Origin of the sequence: Dysgonomonas sp. Marseille-Q5470, assembly GCF_951230145.1 — a bacterium.
In the GTDB taxonomy this organism is placed as follows: Bacteria; Bacteroidota; Bacteroidia; order Bacteroidales; family Dysgonomonadaceae; genus Dysgonomonas.
The window spans coordinates 36,273-56,831 of sequence record NZ_CATNVE010000010.1 but is presented as its reverse complement, the minus strand read 5'-3'; the positions used below and the strand labels follow the sequence as shown (position 1 = coordinate 56,831).

Below are 20,559 nucleotides of genomic sequence, written 5' to 3'. Positions count from 1 at the left end.
GATATATGGTAATTGTTAAAATGCAAAAATTGTTGTTTTATTTATTTAATTAATACGTAAATGCATTTTATGATTCTTTAATACATATATGTATTTTAATTTATTTTATAAATAGTTCAGATAAAGTCAAAACTTATTTTGCTGAAGAAAAAATGTCACAAAGTCAAATTACCTCTAATTATTTTAGAGGCTTTTCTACTATTTTTTAGAGTTAATTGTTATATGTTAGTTGGTTAGCTGGATGGCGGTTACTTAGTATTGATATGTGTAAATGAAAAACACCTTACACTATTATTTATAAATACTGTGCAAGGTGTATGTTGTCAATTTTAAATTGTATCTGATTTTCTTTTCGTGTTTTGTATATACAAAATGTGGAATTAAGGATGTATAGTATTAATAATATTTTTTTGTTCCTTAAAAAAAATTGTGTCTTTGAATTTCTCCACCAAAAGTAATAAGGGTAGAGTATCTTTTTAATGATTCAATCCATTCATTATGGACATTTCTAATGTTTTTATTCTGAGAATTCATACCACTGATTCCATAAATAGCGAGATGTGCCAGAGAGATACCATTACCTTCAAGTAATATATACGATGATTCAATATCTACATTTGATAAATAAAGGAATAGGTCTGCTTCGTTTGCATATTGTCCTGATACAGTATATGTATATAATTCGTTTAACAAATCGTTTAATTCATCTTTTAAAGAGATTAAATCATGTTCATCTAGTAAATTGAGATTGTAGAAATAATTGATTTCTCTAATAATAGACGAGAATATATCATGACTGATGATGACGCTGGAATGTCTTATTTTTTTTAGTTCCGAAGTTAATATTTTTTGAGTGTTAAAAACCTCTTTATCAATAATAAAGTCTTTGAATGGTAGAGGTTGACTTTTCTTAATTTGATAAGCGTATTTAAAAAGCCTGAGCTTTGATAAGTTTTGATGATGTAAATAAAATAGATAAGGCAGGTTACTAAAAGCACACTTTAACACTGAATCTTTGGTTTTGTTTATATTCTTGATGATTTTGATATCATTCTCCAATGTTTTGGTATATGCACTGTTTATCTGGTTTGCATCTATTAAATTAATCTCAAAAATAGCTTTCTCATTTATTTGGGACCCAATAATATTATCAACCGAAAATGATAAAGTCTTGGCAATCAATGCAACTTCGTCAAAAGAAAAGCGAACCTCTCCTCTAAGTCTTCTATAAACCGACTCTTTACCAAGGCAGAGGATGTCTGCAAGAACTGAAGCTACTTTTTCTTTGTCTGATTTAGTTAGTGTTTCTTTTTCTACAATTACTGTTCTGATGGCATTAATTAGTTTTTTATGAACTGTGTTATCTATTTTTGTCTCCCTCACATTATTAAAATCTAAATTATTCATTTTATTTCCTCTATAATATTAGTATTTAGTATTTTATCAAAAGAAAAAAGTGTGTTTTTATAATCTCAATGCCTAAGTTGAGTTAAGACTTAAATGTTTGTGACTAATTAAAGTGTATTCTTTTGTTTAATTGCAAAAATACAGATTGCTTAATGATGTGTAGTTTCATTTTTTGAGTATTATACACATGTTTTTTTCTAAAATCCTATTATTCTTAAATTTAAAACCATATTGTATTATTTATATAATCCGAATTCGTATTTAATCTATTTATATTGTTAAAAATGCATTAATCGTTGTTTTATGTGGTTTATGATGCAAATATTGACTTTGAAAAAAATAAGGATTTCTTTGTTTTTATAATATTAATAATTATAGAAGGAAGATAATAGATAGAAAGCGATGATTTCTTCTGATTGTTTTTTACCAGATAATGGCTACTTTGTTGATACAGTTTAAGAATATAAGCTTGCTATTACTCATAATTGGTCGAGATATACCCTAAAAAAGCCAAATAAGAGATTCTTTAAGCTTTAATAAGGTTTACCTACAATTCACTATATCATATTGAGGGAAAGGGTATTACTATGCACACATACATAATCTCTTAATATACATTATTAAGATTCACTTTCCGATAAAAAACTAACCCTTTTATACTTCTTATTTAAAAACAGCAACAAAAGAATAAAAAAAATAGGACTTTATTGTATCTTTTTGAATTGTTTATATATAAATATTATTTATTAGTATCATATATCTTTTTGTTTGTGGTTTATGTCGTTGGTTGTTAGATTGTTATTGTTTTTTTTTCTATGGTGTCTGATTCAATTGTGTACAATGATCATTATCTAGTATTGGCGTAATTGATACGTTAGTATAGTATTAGAAATAAAGGAGCAGAAAGACCTACTCCTTCTGCTCCCTTATTAAAAAAAGATCCTATATTATTCGTTTTATATATACTCTGAAGAGTTACTCTTTCTCAAGAATAACCATCTCAGAAAACCTTTTTATTGCCTCAGCAAAAGACATTTTTAGGCTAATATAGTTTTGAGGTTGATATATATTCTGTTTAAGAGTATAACCTGCATTTATTATTATTTTATTATTGTCTTTTTGTACTGTATATTGTATTGAGACCAGGTTGTCATCTATAATATAAGGCGATGGTAAATAATTAATCTTATATCCTTCAGGAATATTTATTTCAGATCGATAAAAATCACTTTGCATGTATATCATATCTACAGGTAATGTCCGCTTGGTTTGCTTAAAAGGGTTATCGCTGATGGATAGGTTGCAAAATGGATGAATAAATAATTTATTCGATAAATTTTCAACAGAAGCATCAAATGCGAAAGAGAAAACAAAAGGTTTGTCTAAGTCATCATTTTCATCGATATTGACATCGCCTTTTACATCAATATTGTTATTACTTTTCAATTCTTTTTGTAAATTTTCTATTTTTCCTAGATATGTTGAACGATAATTATATGCTTTTTGTCCTCTCCCGGCAAATCTGGCTTTTACCTTCATTTTACTTTCTTCCGGAATAATATCTAGAATAAAATTCTTCTGTGAAATGGAAAGTTCTTTTTGTCGGATACTAACCCATTCTTCAGATTTAGGTTTTACTACAAGCCCATTTACATTGAGGCAGCGTTCAGGAAGATCACTATAGTAAAGTAACGGTTCGGTGGCGTCGAGATAATATATTTTTTCTCCAATTCTCACTAGGACTATTGTATAATTAAAAAACTGTTGAAAAGGATGAGATAAGCTTATCGATCCGTTCTTTCTTGTACTTAATATTATAGGATATGCTTCTAGTCCCGCAGAACGGATTAGCCCGGTTAGAAATAGGTTTATATTGGCAACATTCCCCGTTTGTTTTTTTATAAAATCGGAAACACTATATTCACTGAGTTTACCATAATTTCCATTCCAATTGTATTTTTCTTTTACATATTTAGTTATAGCCTCCACTTGTTCCAGAGGTGTTTTACTTGCGATATCTAAAGTGGGCAGTATTTTTTTTCCTTCTTTTTCACTATTCTTTATGTACTTTCCGAAATCATTATCTTTCAAGAAATCATCACACATAGCAGGCCAGGTAGTCATTATTTCTTTACTGCCCCCTCTTGGATAATATATTTTAGATAGCTGGAAGTAAAGGCTTATCAAATAATCCTGTTCGGAAGTAATGTACTCTTCGTCTTTAAATGCGGGAAGGTTTTTTAATCCAAACTCATATTGCATTTCTTTATAAACTAAATGACCAAAGCGAATTTCGTCATTTAGTGGTGTTGCTTTATACTCGTCAAATTTATTTATACTTCTTAGTATATATGTATACTCATAGTATGGTATAGCTTTATATTTTAATTTGCTATAAACAACAGGTATTTTCTTTTGAAAATCCCATTTTCTCATGTTAAAAAAGTAAGGAGTCGTAATTAGATATTTGTATTCGATTACCGAACCTTCGCGGACATCAGCTAATGCGACCTTTTTTATACTCAGATTATTGCTAACCTTTTCTTCGTATATGTTTTTAGGATCGAGAATTGTTTTTGTTAATTGTCCTCCTTCCATGTTGTATGTTATGGCTTCTATTTTTTCGATAGACTCCCATTCTCTATTCTCTGAATAGTAAGGTATTTCGAAGTTGGCGTATTTTGTGCCTGCTTGTTTCAGTATTTTAATTTTTACTTTACGTTCCATCGATAACAAAAAGCCTCGAGTTTCGTCTGGTCTAAAATAATAATCACCCAAGTCGTATATCACCACAGCTTCGGCATCTTTGTCTTGCTCATATTGTGACATTGACATTTCATACTGTGTGACTTTGCCGAATTCTTGCGAATAATTGACCTGAGAGTATCCACTTATAATAGATATTATAAATAGGATAGAAGCTGTAATTGTCTTTTTCATATGTACTGTAGGTATATTTTTTTTAGTTCATTATTCTTTACAGTCGTTATAAAATCATAGAATTCTTTATATTCAATAAGGTTGTATCTCCCCGATGAAATCAGTATCGATTTATATATATAAACTTCATTGTTTTTTTGCTTATAACTTATAGAGTATTTTCCATAATCAGATTCCATATTTATATCTTCCGGCAATTTTACTTTTTTGTCGTCAGGTAAGGAATAGCAAATAGTATCTTTATAAAAACTTGGATAATCTATTTGGAGATCACTTTTTCGTGTATCAGGTGTCTCGTAGGTAGGTATCTCTATAGAAAAAGGCTCAATAACTAAGTTGTCCCCATATTTTTTCAATAAATTATGAAACTGACACTCAGCATTCAGCTTTATAGAAGGATTGTCATAAGCAGCCTTCTCTAAATTGAAATTAATAAGATCGTATGAGCCTGTCAAAATAGTATTTCGTATATATTTATCAATCGTATTTTTATTAATATCGGAAGCCAGATAGATTAAACTTTCATAATTGTCGCCTCTAGCTGTTGATGTAAGTTTTATGTTAGACGTTTTGAGATCAACAAGAATCGAACGGCTGCATAATATATCGTTTGGGTTTAAGGGTGGAATGTTTACAAAATGGCTGTTATTTTCATCAATAAGTAAAGCTTTACGAGCTTGAGTAAATGTCCCCATGTATCCGAATGGCGTATTTTTTGAAGTACACTCAAGGTAAACCGTATCTTTTTCGAAAGGAATTGTAAGAATAGCATGATTGAATACCTGAGAGGGGAAAGTCGTATCTACGTCAACTATTTGTCCTCCTGCAAATATTAATGTGTAATATGATTTTATTCCGGCATATTTGAGCATTGCCTGCATGTAGTTCGTCAGAGCTTTGCAATCTCCATATTTGTTGGTAGAAACATAGCTGGCCGGATATGTTTGCATTCCTCCTATATTGATGCTAACGTTTATGTAGCGAGTATAATCCTGTAGATATTTATATAAGATTTTTGCCTTTTCTTTATCATCTGTTACGCTTGAGAGTAACGAGTTTATCTTTGCTTGCTCTGATGCGGGTAGGATATCTCTGCCTCTATTTAATCTATATACCCAGTTTCCAAAAGATTTCCAATTCTCATTGTTGCCCTCTACTCCATATTTGAAATTGATAGGAGCAGCGTGTATTATGGGAGCTTCTGTATTGTTTGGTGAAGCGTTTAGTTCTTTTGTTTTAAGAGGTCTATAATTATATATCCAAACATATCTGATATTATTGTTTATAGTATCTATAACCGGAGGATCAGTGTTTCTTTGTTTAAATGTAATAGGCAGATCTATTGGTGCTTCAGCGACAAGTTCTCCTGAGATTATAGGTGTCCGTGAATTTGTATAATTGAGAGAGGCAAGACTCAGAAATTTAGAATAAATTACTCTGAACGAATAGACAATTCTGTAAGGATATTGATTGTGTTTCAGTTCAAAAGCTTTAACAAAATCATCTTCGTATAAAGAGATATTTGAAATAGAGCTTCTGTCTGTTATTTCTTTATTCTTTAATTTTCTTACAATATTGCCCTGCATATCTTCTATCCAGGCATCTCCCACAGAAACTTTATCGCCTTTGCTATAGTTGATAAGTATCTCGGCATCATGATCGCCCATTCGTTCATTAATCTGTAATATAACAGAATCTGTTCTTATCAATTTGTCACCTTTGATTTGGTTATAACTTTTATACTTTATATATTCACTTCTGAAATCTTGAGATACAGCAAAAAGAGGTATTGTATATAAGATTACAATTGCGACAAATTTCATGATTAACAAGCTAAGTAGGTAAATTAAGATTTGTTTGTAAATATATAAAAAATGTGAACGCAATATTGAGTTTTTGTTGATTTATGTAACAAAATGTATTCTTCAAAAATTATACTAAAAAGGGTAAGTAATACTAATAGTTTTTTTAACTTTGTATCCCTAAAAAAGGATATTAACACACCATGTCTTTAGAGAAAAAAATTAAAACCGCATTAGTCTCAGTTTATCATAAAGATGGCTTAGATGAAATTTTGAGAAAGTTAGATAGTTTGGGAGTTCGCTTTGTGTCGACAGGTGGAACCCGAAATTTTATAGAGTCGCTAGGCTTCGCTTGTGATGCAGTGGAAGATGTAACAGGATACCCCTCGATTTTGGGTGGACGAGTTAAAACATTACACCCTAAAATATTCGGAGGTATACTCTGTCGTAGAGAACTTTCGGAAGATATGAAGCAAATAAAAGCGTACGATATACAAGAGATTGACCTCGTTATTGTAGATTTATATCCTTTTGAAGAAACTGTTGCCTCAGGAGCAGGAGAACAAGATATAGTTGAAAAAATAGATATTGGCGGTATATCATTGATTCGCGCCGCTGCAAAAAACTTTAAAGATGTAGTAATTGTAGCGTCAAAGGATCAATATGCTCCTTTAATGAGTCTTTTGGAAGAAAAAGGCGGAAAATCAGATATTGCAGATCGTAAATTCTTTGCAAAAGAAGCGTTCTCCGTATCATCGTCATACGATACTGCGATCTTTAATTATATGGATAATTATGAAGGATCGGCATTTCGCTATGCCGAAGATGATGCAATGCATCTCAGATATGGAGAAAATCCGCATCAGAAAGGGACTTTTTACGGAGATTTCAATGCGATGTTCGATCAATTACACGGACGTGAAATTTCTTACAATAACTTGTTAGATATCGAAGCCTCAATAAGTTTGATCAGTGAGTTTGACGAAACCACTGTAGCTATATTGAAACATAATAATGCTTGTGGTATAGCTTCGAGAGAAACAGTAGTTGAAGCATGGAAAGATGCATTGGCTGGAGATCCTGTTTCCGCTTTCGGTGGAATTATTATAAGTAATAGAAAAATAGATAAGGTAGCAGCTGAAGAAATAAATACTATTTTCTTTGAGATTGTAATTGCTCCCGAATATGATAAAGAGGCTTTAGAAATACTAGAACAAAAGAAGAATCGTATTATTCTGGTGCAAAAACAGCCTTTAGAGGGAACTAAACAATTCCGTTCATTACTGAATGGTGTCTTGGTTCAGGATAAAGACCTAAGTATACAAGCCGCTTCAGATTTCAAACTTGTTACAAACAGACCTTTGCAAGGAACCGAAGCTGAAGATTTGCTATTTGCGAATAAGCTTGTAAAACATACGAAGTCGAATGCTATTATTCTCGTTAAAAATAAGCAACTTTGTGCAGGTGGTACAGGACAAACATCTCGTGTTGACGCTCTCAAGCAAGCTATAGAAAAGGCCGATGCTTTTGGCTTTAAGCTTGATGGTGCTGTAATGGCTTCTGATGCCTTTTTCCCTTTTCCCGACTGTGTCGAGATCGCAGGAAATGCAGGTATCACAGCTGTGGTTCAACCGGGAGGATCTATAAAAGACAACCTTTCAGTAGAATATTGTAACGAACACAATATATCTATGGTTATGACAGGAGTGCGTCATTTTAAACATTAAATGTAATTGTAAATAAGCAAATATAACATCAATATGGGATTATTCTCTTTTACTCAGGAAATTGCGATGGACCTTGGCACTGCCAATACTATCATCATACATAACGACAAAATTGTTGTCGATCAGCCATCAGTAGTGGCTTTGGAACGTAAAACAGGGAAAGTCATAGCTGTTGGAGAACAAGCCCGACAGATGCATGGCAAAACCCATGAGGATATAAGAACAATCAGACCTCTGAAAGATGGTGTGATTGCTGACTTTACGGCTGCGGAACAAATGATTCGCGGACTGATAAAAATGTTCAATAACAAAGGACGTTTATTTGCACCCTCATTAAGGATTGTTATTTGTATCCCATCCGGAAGTACTGAGGTTGAAACCCGTGCGATCAGAGACTCCGCAGAACATGCCGGAGGTCGCGATGTTTATATGATATATGAGCCGATGGCTGCGGCACTTGGTATTGGCCTAGATGTGGAAGCACCGGAAGGAAACATGATCGTTGATATAGGTGGTGGTACAACAGAAATTGCTGTAATTTCTCTTGGAGGTATTGTGTCAAATAAATCAATAAAGATTGCAGGTGATGATCTTACTGAAGATATTCAGGAGTATATGGGACGTCAACATAATATCAAAGTAGGAGAGCGCACAGCAGAAAATATTAAAATAGCAGTTGGTGCTGCTTTGACTGAATTACCTGACGAGGATGTGCCTGAAGACTTTATTGTTCATGGCCCAAATAGAATGACATCTTTGCCTATGGATATTCCTGTATCATATCAGGAAATGGCTCACTGTCTCGATAAATCTATTTCTAAAATGGATTCGGCTATCCTAAGTGCTTTAGAACAAACACCTCCGGAGTTGTATGCTGACATTGTTCGCAATGGTATATACCTTACAGGTGGTGGCGCATTGCTGAGAGGTTTGAGCAAACGTTTCTCTGATAGAATCGGTATCGCATTCCATGTAGCAGAGGATCCGTTGCATGCTGTTGCCAAAGGTACTGGTATAGCCCTAAAGAATATAGAGAAGTTTAACTTCTTGATGAGATAAAAGAGAAGTGATTTCTGAACAAATCGCGAATCATAACTATTTTAATATAGATAATTACAGAGAATGCATAACCTAATCAATTTTTTAAGAAAAAATAGCCATTGGTTTGTGTTTATTTTCCTTGAAATAATCTGTTTTTATTTTATATTCAGTAGCAACTCTTATCAAAAGAGTATATTTTTTAACTCTTCCAACGAATTTACTGGAAGAGTTTATACTATTTCAGGAAACGTGTTGTCTTATTTTGGATTAAGGTCGGAGAATGAGGAGTTATTACTGAAAAATGCAGATTTACAGTCTCAAATTGCAGAATTGAAGGACTATATTTATGATCTTGAGAATGATTCCTTAAAGACAAATGCATTTATTACCGACTCTCTGGGCACTAGACAGAAAGAGCCGCATATTATAGCTCGTGTAGAAAATAACACTATATCACAGATTTATAACTTTATTATAATCAATAAAGGGAAGAAAGATGGAGTTCAGACTGATATGGGGGTAGTTTCTCAACAAGGTATAGTTGGTGTTGTTAGGGATGCTACTTTAAATTACGCTGTAGTTCAGCCTGTATTAAATCCTCATAGTAGATTTAGTTGCAAGATATTAAACTCTAATACTGCAGGAACTTTAGTTTGGGAAGGTGGAGATCCTCGATACGCAAGCCTTACTGAATATCCTAAATATGAGAAGGTAGAGAAAGGTGATACTATTGTAACGAGTGGTTTCTCTGATATCTTCCCTGAGGGTATATTTGTAGGTGTAATTGAAGACTATAAAAGCGGCACGAATGATAATTTCTATTCTTTAAAGATCAAGTTATCAACAGATTTTGGATCATTGAAAAGAGTTCTTTTACTGAGTGGAAAAGATGATGAAAGGAAAGAATTGGAGCAAAAAATAAAAAATGTTCAAGAGCAGTAATATAAAGTATATAATAATGTTTGTACTGCTTGTATTATTACAAGTATTGGTACTAAATCGGATTTCATTTCTCGGATATGGAGTCCCTTTTGCGTATGTATATTTTATAATAAAACTGCCTATCCGCTCTAATAAAAGTTTAGTTATCTTTTTAAGCTTCTTAATCGGATTTGTTATTGATCTTTTCTGTAATACGCCGGGAATAAATGCCGCAGCTTCCACTTTTGTGGGGCTTGTTCGCTGGCCTGTGCAGAAGTTGTTCTTTATGGTTGACGATTATGATGAGCAAACCCCGAGATTGTCTTTATTAGGAGGTGCATTTATAAGATATGCTATATTTTTGACACTGATTCACCACATTGTACTAATCTCAATTGAATCTTTTTCATACTTCAATTTGGAAATACTTTTGCAACGAATTCTTTTGTCTACTTTACTAACATCATTATTGGTGTTTGCATTTGAAGGTTTATCTTTTAAGAAGAAAAACTCATGGCAAAAAACATCTTAGACCTATCTAAAAGAAAATATGTACTAGGCGGAATAGCCTGTGGCATAATTCTTATATATATAATTCAACTTTTTAATTTACAAGTGCTTAATCCTGAATATAAGGATTTTGCAGATGGAAATGCATTCTTCAACAGGACATTATATCCTGCAAGAGGAGTCATTTCTGATAGAAAAGATCGAATACTTGTATATAACCAGCCTACATATGATATAGTATATATACCTCGTGAAGTACAGCCATTTGATACCCTCGACTTTTGTAAGTCATTGAATATAACCAGGGAGCAGTTTGATAAACGTATGAACGACATAAAAGATCGTCGTTTGAATCCCGGATATTCGTCATATACAATGCAAACGTTTATGACTCAACTTACAACTCAAGAGAGTGGTTTATTACAAGAAAAATTGTATAAATTTCCCGGTTTCTTTATTCAGAATAGGACATTGCGGCAGTATAACTATCATAATGCAGGCTTATTGCTGGGCTACGTAGCAGAAGTAAGTAGAAGTCAACTGGAGAATGATCCTTACTATGTAAGAGGTGATTATGGTGGGAAATCGGGGCTTGAAGCATCTTATGAAAACTATCTAAGGGGAGAAAAAGGCATAGAAGTCTTATTAAGAGACGCTCATGGACGTATTCAAGGGCGATATGAAAATGGAAAGTTTGACAAATCACCCGTATCAGGAAAAAATCTAACACTTTCTGTAGATATAGATCTACAAGCATATGGAGAGTATCTTCTTCAAAACAAAGTTGGATGTGTTGTTATGATCGAACCTTCGACAGGAGAGATATTATGCTTGGTTACATCTCCTACTTATGATCCTTCTATGCTACTGGGTCGTAACTTTAGTAAGAGTTATAAAGAACTAGAAGATAACCCTCTTAAACCATTATTTAATAGGGCGATACAAGGAATGTATCCTCCCGGATCTACTTTTAAACCAACACAGGGATTGATTTTCCTCCAAGAAGACATTATTACTTCCAATACACTATATGCGTGTGCAGGAGGGTATCCGCCACTGGGTGGTCGTCCCAAATGTCACCCTCATGGTTCACCACTGTCATTAGTTCCTGCTATTGCAACTTCTTGTAATTCATATTTTTGTTATGGATTATCTGCGATGTTAGGAAACAGAAAAAAGTATAAAAGTACTGTTGAAGCTTTTGATATTTGGAAAGATCATATGGTAGATATGGGATTTGGTTATCGCTTAGGTGTAGATTTACCTTCTGAGAAGAGAGGTTTTATTCCTAATGCCAATTTCTATAGCAGAGCTTTTAAAAGAGAGAATTGGAGTGCTTCCAATGTTATTTCTATAGCAATAGGTCAGGGGGAAATAACAGCTACCCCTTTGCAAATAGCAAACTTTGCCGCAAGTATCTCTAACAGAGGATTCTACTATGCGCCACATGTTGTGCGTCAGATACAAGATACGCCTTTAGACAGTATATATACGCATCCTCACTATACCGGAATAAAAAAAGAATACTATCAGTATGTAGTAGATGGGATGGCTCTTGCTGTTACAGGCGGTACATGTAGAGGAGCTAATATACCTGATATTGAGGTTTGTGGTAAGACTGGTACAGCCGAAAATCCACATGGTAAAGATCACTCATTATTTATGGGTTTTGCTCCTAAAGATAATCCGAAGGTGGCTATTTGTGTTATTGTTGAAAATGCAGGATTTGGCGCTACATTTGCTGTTCCTATCGGACGTCTGATGATTCAGAAGTATCTGAAAGGAGAGGTGCCAGCTTCTGATAAATATATTGAAGAAAGAATCGCAACTACGACAATTTTGCCTCAAACATTTTTTAATTGGAATAGGGCTAATAAGAAGTATGATGAGTTTTCTCAGCCTGCGGTATCAAATACAGATGGTGCAGTAGATGAAACATCTATAGAACCATTTTCATTAAACCCTGCTGAAAATCAATAATAAGGAATGTACAGAAGAGAAGATGAACACATAAAAAGCAGTATAGACTGGTTTACTATCGCATTATATCTGATTATGGTATTGTGCGGATGGCTCAGTATATATGGAGCTAGTTATCAATACGGAAGTACTACCAGCATGTTTGATATATCGGGTAGAGCCGGTATGCAATTGGTTTGGATTGGTACATCGATTGTTCTGGGTTTCATAATATTAAAACTGGATAGCAACTTATACGATATATTGGCTTATTATATTTATATAGCTTTTATATTACTTCTTATAGCTACTATATTTTTATCTACAGACATCAGAGGGTCTAGGTCGTGGCTCAAAATAACTGATTCGGTGCAAATACAGCCTGCCGAATTTGCTAAATTTGCAGTAGCTTTAGCTCTGGCAAAGTTGCTGAGCACCTACAACTTTAAATTGCTCACCCCTAAAAATCTGATAACAGTAGCGGGACTTATTCTTCTCCCTATGTTGCTGATCATCATGCAGAAAGAGACAGGATCTGCGCTTGTATATACAGTCTTCATATTAATGTTATATAGAGAGGGACTGCCCGGAATTATTTTGTTCTTGGGAATATCAGCCATTGCATTTTTTGTAATTGGACTCAAATATTCGGATACAGATATAGGTATAATATCTACAGGTGAGTTTGTTACTATAATTTTAGTTATACTGATCTGTGCCGCATTATTGGTAAGTTATAGACAAGATAAAGTAGCAGCTCGTAATATTATATTGGGAATGCTGGCGTTATTTGGAATTCCATATCTGATTTCGCTACTGAATGTAAATATTGATTTTGGAATTATTTCACTAATCGCTCTTGGTGTACTTGTAGTATATCTTTTGGTTCTGGCGAAGAAATATTGGTCGAAAGTATATTTTCTGACAGCCGTTTTTGCTATTAGCAGCCTTATATTCGTCAGCTCAATAGATTACCTTTTCTCTGATGTTATGCAACCTCACCAGCAGATGCGCATAAAAGTTACTTTGGGGATGGAAGATGACCTAATGGGAGCGGGGTATAATGTGAATCAATCTAAGATTGCAATAGGCTCAGGAGGGCTTTTAGGAAAAGGATATTTAAATGGTACTCAGACTAAATTGAAATACGTTCCCGAGCAAGATACTGACTTCATATTCTGCACAGTAGGAGAGGAACAAGGATTTGCCGGATCGGTGTTTGTTCTTTTATTATTTTTAGCATTGATTCTACGTTTATTCTATCTGGCAGAGCGTCAAAAAAGTACTTTCGGAAGAGTATATGGCTATTGTGTTGCTTGTATTTTTCTCTTCCATGTGATGATAAATATAGGAATGGTAACAGGTTTAACCCCTGTGATAGGAATCCCTTTACCTTTCTTTAGCTATGGAGGTTCTTCTTTGTGGGGATTTACAATCCTTCTATTTATATTTCTACGTATTGATATGGCAAGAAAACGTAGATAGAAATTATAGTGTTTTATGATTTCTCAAAAAAGAGGCTAACTGTTCGTAGCTACTAATTTCAATTTTTATTGTATTATACTCTACTATAACTTGTTCAGATGATTGAACTTCAATTCGGAATATAGCATCATTCAAATCCTTAGTTAATGAGAATCCGTTTCTTTCTAATATGTTTTTTGTCCAGTGGTGTAATATTCCATCAGCTTTAAGATAGACCTTTCTATTGTTGGCTCTTCTCGGTAAGAAATTGCCTGTATATCTGTCGAATACAACATTGTCTCTTTTAAAGAAATCATCTAATGTACCTGACAATACGATGTCTTCAGTTACTCCCGTAGTCAACCCCTTTTCTCTTGATAATAGCCAAAGACGGTCGGCTAGGAGCAAGGCCATATCAATGTCATGTGTTGATAATAATATTGTCTTATTTTGATACATTGCCAGATTATGGAGCAAATTCATAATCTCTATACGGCTTTCAATATCTAGAAAAGCTGTAGGTTCATCCAGCAAAACAACAGGGCACTCTTGCGATAAAGCTTTGGCTATCATAGCTTTTTGCCGCTCTCCGTCAGACAATTCAGCTATATAAGAATTAGCCTTATGTGCTATTCCTACATCTTCCATTGCTTTCTGAACAATTGATTTATCATTCTCTGATAATTGACCGAAAAATCCGGTGTAAGGATAACGTCCCAGCTCAATAAGTTCTTTGACAAGTAATCCTCCGGCAGAAGTTTTATCAGTTAAGACTAGGCCTAATCGCTGTGATAATTCTTTTTCTGATAAAGATGAGATGCTTTGATCCTCGAAAAGTATATCGCCATCTTGCGCTGGTTGTGATGCACTAATTGTTCGTAATAGTGTCGATTTTCCGGCACCGTTAGCTCCTATCAGACAAACAAGTTCTCCTCTATATAAATTGAATGACAGGTTGTTATAAAGAATATTATTATGCTTAGATTTGGCATAGCCAATACCAATATTTTGAGCCTTAATTACTACTTCTGCATTATTCATAAGTAATCACTACAGTGTATTCAAAAAAGTGAGTAATATTTAATTTACATAAGTAAACTATTTGATATTCAGTTGATTAATTTGTAAACTTAATGGAAATATTGTATTTTTTTCTGATTAAGAATTACATATATTATTACAGGTGCTCCAAAAATAGGAGTGATAGCATTTAATGGTAGTACCCCACTGGCCCCCGGTAATACACAGATCAAATTGCAAAGCAAAGCCATTGCCGAACCAATTAGTATGGTAATAGGTAATAATGATTTATGGTTTGATGTTCCCAATATTAATCTGGCTATATGTGGAACTGCTAGTCCGATAAATGCTATAGGACCACAGAATGCACAAGTTATTGCAGTTATCAGTCCTGCACAGAGTAAGAGTAGAAAGCGAATAAATTTTATATTTACACCTAAGTTTGCTGCATATCTTTCTCCTAATAACAGAGCATTCAAGGGCTTGATTAGTAGGATAGAAAGGAGTAAGCTAACACAGACAACGATGCAATAAAAAGGCAATTGCTCTTTTGATACTCCCGAAAAATCTCCCATACCCCATATCATGAACGAATATGCATCTTCGCTAGTACTCCAAAACTTCAAAATAGATATAATAGAAGATGTAAGATAACCAACCATTATACCAATGATCAGTAACATAACATTATTTTTGATAATAGATGCGAATCCCATAATGATAGCTAAAATAATAGCTGCACCAATGAAAGCACCAAAAACAATAGTCATCGAATAAGACAAATTAAATCCATTTACCGATCCGAAGCTATTTCCTATTAAAAGAATTACAATTGCTACTCCCATGTTTGCACCCGAACTGATACCTAATATTCCCGCATCAGCCAGAGGATTGCGAAATGCTGTTTGCAGCAACAAACCCGAAACAGCAATTGCTCCTCCTGTAAATAGAGCCGTGATGGCCTGAGGTAAGCGAGATTCGAGTATAATATAGGTCCAAGCTTGTTTCTCAACTTCATTTCCTTGCAATATTTGAAAGACAGCTTGCGACGGTATTGATACAGAGCCTAGAAATAGACTTAAAACAAATAGTATAAATATACTTATAACGAATAGAATACTATATGTAAATCCTTTGGACATAAGGTACTGAATGTATAAAATAGCCCCTCGTTGTAGGAGGGGCTTGAATATTTTAATAAAGAACTTTATATTTATCTCCGGTTTCCTTCACTACCCGCTCATAGAAATCTTTAGGATACCCTACTCGCTGTGGCGAAGATGGTTTTCCATGTTCATTACGGATAAACTCACCATCTTTTTCTTTACGGACAACACCATCCATATATTTGATGACTAAGAACTCACCAAGTTTTTTCCATTTTTCAAAAGCATACTGTGCTTGCTTTTCACTATATTTAGTTAAGAATTGAACTGCTTGTTCGGGCGATTTCTTATATAATTCTAATGCCTCCTTTTCAGTACTATTTTGTTCAGCTAAGAACTTTCCTTCTAATTCATCCTGTACCTTTTTCAAATCAGAATGCATATAATCGTATTTATTATATACCATATTTGACACCCAATTCTGAATCCAAAAGCTTGATGTCCAAGAGAATGTATACAAATCACCATTGCCTTCACGATAACATTCAGGTACCTCGGTTACAGAACAATACATCGGTGTAAATACAGTTTGAGCAGCATCATCTGTTCCAAACCATAATACTCCACCGATTGAATTTGGTAGCCATGAACGCATCTGAGATGTGAATACAAAACCTGATTGTTGAGTTGCAATAGGGCGTTCGTTACAATATTCTACAGAATCTACTTTCCAAGTCAGCGGAGCCCAGCGATATGGAGATTTGAAAGGACCGGCTCCAATATCGTTAGTCCAATCTAATTCAGTTCCTTCGTAATGGTCTCTCATCATCCCTTGTATATCAGCAAGAGATAATTTCTTATCTGGTTTGATATAAAGAGGCATTGGTTCCTGAGTTTTTCCTTGTGCATAGGTCACAAACTTAGCCATGTCTTTATTGCATTTGTTGAAGAAACTCCAAACGCGAGCTTCACAAAAACGCTGACCTCCAAAATCCAGGGGATTATATGCCTTAGAAAAGCTAAAGTCTTCATCTTTACCAGTATAATAACCTTTCTCACGGGCAAAAGAAATAACATCTTTTGAGTAAAGGCAATTTTTTGGATCTTTTAGAGGAAATTGATGTATACGAGATTGATTTGCATGGGCCGAAATGCAGTCGTCAGGTATACGTACAGCTACCCAAACAGCTCCTCTGTTTCCCTTACCTTTACCAATCATCTCTAAAACCCAGATTTCATTCGGATCACCTATCGAGAATGACTCTCCTCCGCTATAGTAGCCATATTCAGCAACAAGGTCGGTCATTATTTTAATAGCTTCTCTTGCTGTCTTGGCTCGTTGCAATGCGATATATATAAGACTTCCATAGTCGATGATACCATCCGGATCAGCCAATTCTTCACGTCCGCCAAAAGTTGTTTCGCCTATTGTTACTTGATACTCGTTCATGTTACCAACTACATTATATGTTTGGCTAGCTTGTGCTATTTCTCCTAAATATTTTCCGGAATCCCATTCATATACTTTTAGCATTTCTCCTTGTGAGTATTTTTTTGCTGGCCAATGGTACAACTCTCCAAATAGAGCGTAAGAATCTGCCGAATATGTTATCATTGTTGACCCATCGACAGACGCATATTTGCCAACTAAAAAATTTGTGCAAGCAAATATGTGAATCTCGCAGAGAAAACAAAATAACATGAATAATGATATTTTCCTCATAGAATTATAAATTATTGTTATATAAGCGTAAAGATACTTCAATTAATTTATTCCTGCGATATGATTGTATCATTTTAATAAAGATGTATTTCATAATGTATTTCTTTCTTGTAACATTTGTGAATTATAGAGCTGTTTACAAATGTTCCACAGCTTATCAAAACTAATATTGTAACATATGATTACAAAAATTCTCAAATGTAGTAACGTTTACATTTGAATATAACTTGTCTATAGATCATTTAATAAACAATTGTAATATATTAAAATCCTTGAATAAATGTATCATAATATTATATATATCAGATAATTATTTAAATAAAATAAAGTAATAATTTAGATATATTAGCCATAATTCATTATATACAATAATACAGCCTCTAAATAAGGTATTTTATTAATTTATTTACATACTAATTAGTTTATTATATATTTATTATGAAGTGTTTATTTATGCTATATTCAATTGTATACACATATACATAAAACAAAAGTATATCATTGTATCCAAATGTAATTCACAAATATAAACCGAAACATTCTCCATTTGTAAAATATAAAGTTTACATTTGTGTTCTGATAATATACAAAAATATGAAGGATAGAATCAAGCTTATAATGGATAATGAGCACTTAACGCCATCAGCTTTTGCAGATAAGTTGCAATTAGGGCGTGCTGTTATATCTCATATACTGAATGGACGTAATAATCCTAGTTTGGATGTTGTATCTCGTATACTATCAAAAATGGATTATATCGACTCGGATTGGTTATTAACCGGAAATGGTAAAATGTATAAAACCGATAATAATAGAGAAAAATCGCATCTCGCTACATCAACTATACCGGTGAATTCGAATCTCCAGCCCGATTTATTCTCTCTGAATGAAATATCTCAGCCATCCGATAAGTCTGAATCAGAATATCGCAAGGAAATAATAGTTGAGAAGCCTCAAAAAGTAGAAGAAGACATTGTAAAACAATCTGTTATATATCAAAAAGCACCTGAGCGGAAAGTAACTAAAATAATTATATATTATTCTGATAGTACTTTCGAAACATTTAATGCTGATAACAAGCCATTATAAATATCTACTTTTCTATTTATTCGATACAGTATTTTTAATGTAATTGGTTAGTATACATATGTTTATCTTTAATAAGTAACAAAAATGGCACTTTTATTACTTATTACTAATGTAACTTCTTATATATTCAAAAATATATCAAAGAACACTTTTGTATAAGATAAAATTCTCCATAAAAAATAAAAACCTCTCGAATTCTTATATTCCGAGAGGTTCCTTTGTCTTATATACTATAATTATATTCCTATTTTACCCTTTTAAGTTCGACTGTAAAATGTCTTAATAAATCAGCTTCCCAAGTAATCGTTAGTCCTTTTGTAATCGATTCTCTACGATCGAATATATTCTTTAACGCTACAGCTATTACATTCATGTGATTGTCTGTATAAACACGCCGTGGTATGGCTAACCGTAGTAAATCGAGCCCATCGAAACGATTTTTCCGGGTTACAGGGTCTCGGTCTGCTAATAGATAACCGATCTCACAACCTCTGATACCCGCTTCAAGATATAATTCTACAGCTAATGTTTGTGCCGGAAACTCTTCTATAGGTATGTTTGGCAATACTTTTGACGCATCTACAAAGATTGCATGTCCTCCAGCCGGACGTTGATATGGAATATTATATTCATCAAGCTTCTTACCAAGATATTCAATTTGTTTTATTCTGCTTTCGAGACTTTCAAACTCTGTATTTTCATCCAACCCTATAGCCAAAGCATTCATATCACGTCCACTCATACCTCCATAGGTAATGTATCCCTCATAAGCAATTCCTTTTATTTTGGCTACATCATACCATTCTTTCAGATTTGTAGCAAAGAATCCTCCCATATTTACAATAGCATCTTTCTTCGCGCTCATGGTCATAGCATCGGCATATGAGAACATTTCGTCGCAGATCTCTTTTATTGTCTTGTTTTCGTAACCTTTCTCTCGTTTCTTGATAAAATATGCATTCTCTGCAAATCTGGCTGAGTCAAATATTACTTTTTTAGCATATTTATTTGCGATCATACGTGTTTCCTGCAAATTCTGCATAGATACAGGTTGTCCACCTGCCGTATTATTTGTTATGGTTATAATAATAAAGGGTGTACGATCTCCATACTTTTTCAGTGCTTCCTCAAGTTTTTTGATATCAACATTCCCTTTGAATGGAATTTCAAGTTGAGTGTCTTTAGCCTCATCTATCGTACAATCTAACGCAATGGCCTTTCTGGATTCTATATGACCTTTTGTTGTATCGAAATGCGAATTACCCGGGCATACGTCTCCTTCTTTGATTAGACAAGAAAATAAAACATTCTCAGCAGCACGTCCCTGATGTGTAGGCAGAACATATTCAAACCCTGTAATATGCGTTATCATATCCTTCATTTTGTAATATGAAGACGCTCCGGCATAGCTCTCGTCTCCAACCATCATGCCAGCCCATTGCCTGTCGCTCATAGCCCCTGTTCCAGAGTCTGTTATCAGGTCTATATACACTTGTTCCGATCTTAACTTAAACATATTGTATTTAGCATTTTTCAGCCATTGTTCACGTTCTTCCCGTGTGCTTTTATGGATAGGTTCGATCATTTTGATCTTCCAAGGTTCGGCAAAAGGCAATTCCATAATTATTGATGTTTAGATGTATGTTAGACAAATGCTTGATATAGATAATCACTATGAATAAAAGAAGAACAGATTATAAACCTCTTATTTCAAAATGATATTTTAATAGCAATAATGATGTGCTTTTGGATTGTTTTCATACAATATATGCTTGTATTAGTGTAATATGTTTGACATAAAGGTAGTAAAACTTGTGAATAAATTAAAGTCTTTCCTAATTTTATTATAA

14 protein-coding genes are annotated in these 20,559 nt (G+C 33.7%); 7 read left to right on the top strand and 7 right to left on the bottom strand.

Translation table 11 applies throughout. From position 1 onward, the window contains the following. Positions 1-417: 417 nt before the first annotated feature. The 3 genes from QOX35_RS14205 to QOX35_RS14195 all read right to left on the bottom strand — a co-directional run bounded on the left by QOX35_RS14205 (position 418) and on the right by QOX35_RS14195 (position 6,170). Positions 418-1,407 carry a helix-turn-helix domain-containing protein gene (locus QOX35_RS14205; protein ID WP_283687475.1) on the bottom strand — a complete coding sequence of 330 codons (990 nt, stop codon included), beginning with the start codon at positions 1,405-1,407 and terminating at the stop codon, positions 418-420. Between the two features lie 975 nt (positions 1,408-2,382). After that, positions 2,383-4,347 carry a DUF3858 domain-containing protein gene (locus QOX35_RS14200; RefSeq protein WP_283687474.1) on the bottom strand — a complete coding sequence of 655 codons (1,965 nt, stop codon included), beginning with the start codon at positions 4,345-4,347 and terminating at the stop codon, positions 2,383-2,385. Next, positions 4,344-6,170 carry a DUF3858 domain-containing protein gene (locus QOX35_RS14195; RefSeq protein WP_283687473.1) on the bottom strand — a complete coding sequence of 609 codons (1,827 nt, stop codon included), beginning with the start codon at positions 6,168-6,170 and terminating at the stop codon, positions 4,344-4,346. Before QOX35_RS14195 ends, QOX35_RS14200 begins: the two co-directional genes overlap by 4 nt. 182 nt (positions 6,171-6,352) lie before the next feature. Here QOX35_RS14195 and purH point away from each other — a divergent pair, with 182 nt between their 5' ends. The 6 genes from purH (at position 6,353) to rodA (ending at position 13,792) form a co-directional block, all read left to right on the top strand. Next, positions 6,353-7,876 carry a bifunctional phosphoribosylaminoimidazolecarboxamide formyltransferase/IMP cyclohydrolase gene (purH, locus tag QOX35_RS14190; protein WP_283687472.1) on the top strand — a complete coding sequence of 508 codons (1,524 nt, stop codon included), beginning with the start codon at positions 6,353-6,355 and terminating at the stop codon, positions 7,874-7,876. 33 nt (positions 7,877-7,909) lie between these two features. Further along, positions 7,910-8,935 (top strand): rod shape-determining protein, encoded by a 1,026-nt coding sequence (locus tag QOX35_RS14185; RefSeq protein ID WP_006843992.1) that lies wholly within the window; start codon positions 7,910-7,912, stop codon positions 8,933-8,935. A 63-nt stretch (positions 8,936-8,998) separates the two neighbouring features. Then, positions 8,999-9,859 carry a rod shape-determining protein MreC gene (gene mreC / locus QOX35_RS14180; RefSeq protein WP_135106054.1) on the top strand — a complete coding sequence of 287 codons (861 nt, stop codon included), beginning with the start codon at positions 8,999-9,001 and terminating at the stop codon, positions 9,857-9,859. A 16-nt stretch (positions 9,860-9,875) separates the two neighbouring features. Continuing rightward, the gene (gene mreD, locus QOX35_RS14175) at positions 9,876-10,370 is read left to right on the top strand and encodes a rod shape-determining protein MreD (protein ID WP_228093915.1); all 495 of its coding nucleotides are present in this window, start codon (positions 9,876-9,878) and stop codon (positions 10,368-10,370) included. Beyond that, the gene (gene mrdA, locus QOX35_RS14170) at positions 10,352-12,328 is read left to right on the top strand and encodes a penicillin-binding protein 2 (protein ID WP_283687471.1); all 1,977 of its coding nucleotides are present in this window, start codon (positions 10,352-10,354) and stop codon (positions 12,326-12,328) included. The genes mreD and mrdA overlap by 19 nt, the downstream gene beginning before the upstream one ends. 6 nt (positions 12,329-12,334) lie before the next feature. Then, the gene (rodA, locus tag QOX35_RS14165; RefSeq protein ID WP_135106059.1) at positions 12,335-13,792 is read left to right on the top strand and encodes a rod shape-determining protein RodA; all 1,458 of its coding nucleotides are present in this window, start codon (positions 12,335-12,337) and stop codon (positions 13,790-13,792) included. Between the two features lie 3 nt (positions 13,793-13,795). Here rodA and QOX35_RS14160 read toward each other — a convergent pair whose 3' ends face one another. The 3 genes from QOX35_RS14160 to QOX35_RS14150 form a co-directional block, all read right to left on the bottom strand. Next, a complete protein-coding gene (locus tag QOX35_RS14160; protein ID WP_283687470.1) occupies positions 13,796-14,812 on the bottom strand; it encodes an ABC transporter ATP-binding protein in 1,017 nt (338 codons plus the stop codon). 89 nt (positions 14,813-14,901) lie between these two features. Next, positions 14,902-15,933: an iron chelate uptake ABC transporter family permease subunit gene (locus QOX35_RS14155; RefSeq protein ID WP_135106063.1), complete on the bottom strand. Its 1,032-nt coding sequence runs from the start codon at positions 15,931-15,933 to the stop codon at positions 14,902-14,904. A 52-nt stretch (positions 15,934-15,985) separates the two neighbouring features. After that, positions 15,986-17,620 carry a dipeptidase gene (locus QOX35_RS14150; protein ID WP_283687468.1) on the bottom strand — a complete coding sequence of 545 codons (1,635 nt, stop codon included), beginning with the start codon at positions 17,618-17,620 and terminating at the stop codon, positions 15,986-15,988. A gap of 594 nt (positions 17,621-18,214) precedes the next feature. Between QOX35_RS14150 and QOX35_RS14145 the strand changes: the two genes are divergently transcribed. Next, entirely contained in the window at positions 18,215-18,709 is a 495-nt protein-coding gene (locus QOX35_RS14145) for a helix-turn-helix domain-containing protein (protein ID WP_283687467.1), read from the top strand. Positions 18,710-18,953: 244 nt separating this feature from the next. Here the strand turns inward: QOX35_RS14145 and tnaA are convergent, their stop codons facing one another. Then, positions 18,954-20,330 carry a tryptophanase TnaA gene (gene tnaA, locus QOX35_RS14140; RefSeq protein ID WP_283687466.1) on the bottom strand — a complete coding sequence of 459 codons (1,377 nt, stop codon included), beginning with the start codon at positions 20,328-20,330 and terminating at the stop codon, positions 18,954-18,956. Positions 20,331-20,559 lie beyond the last annotated feature (229 nt).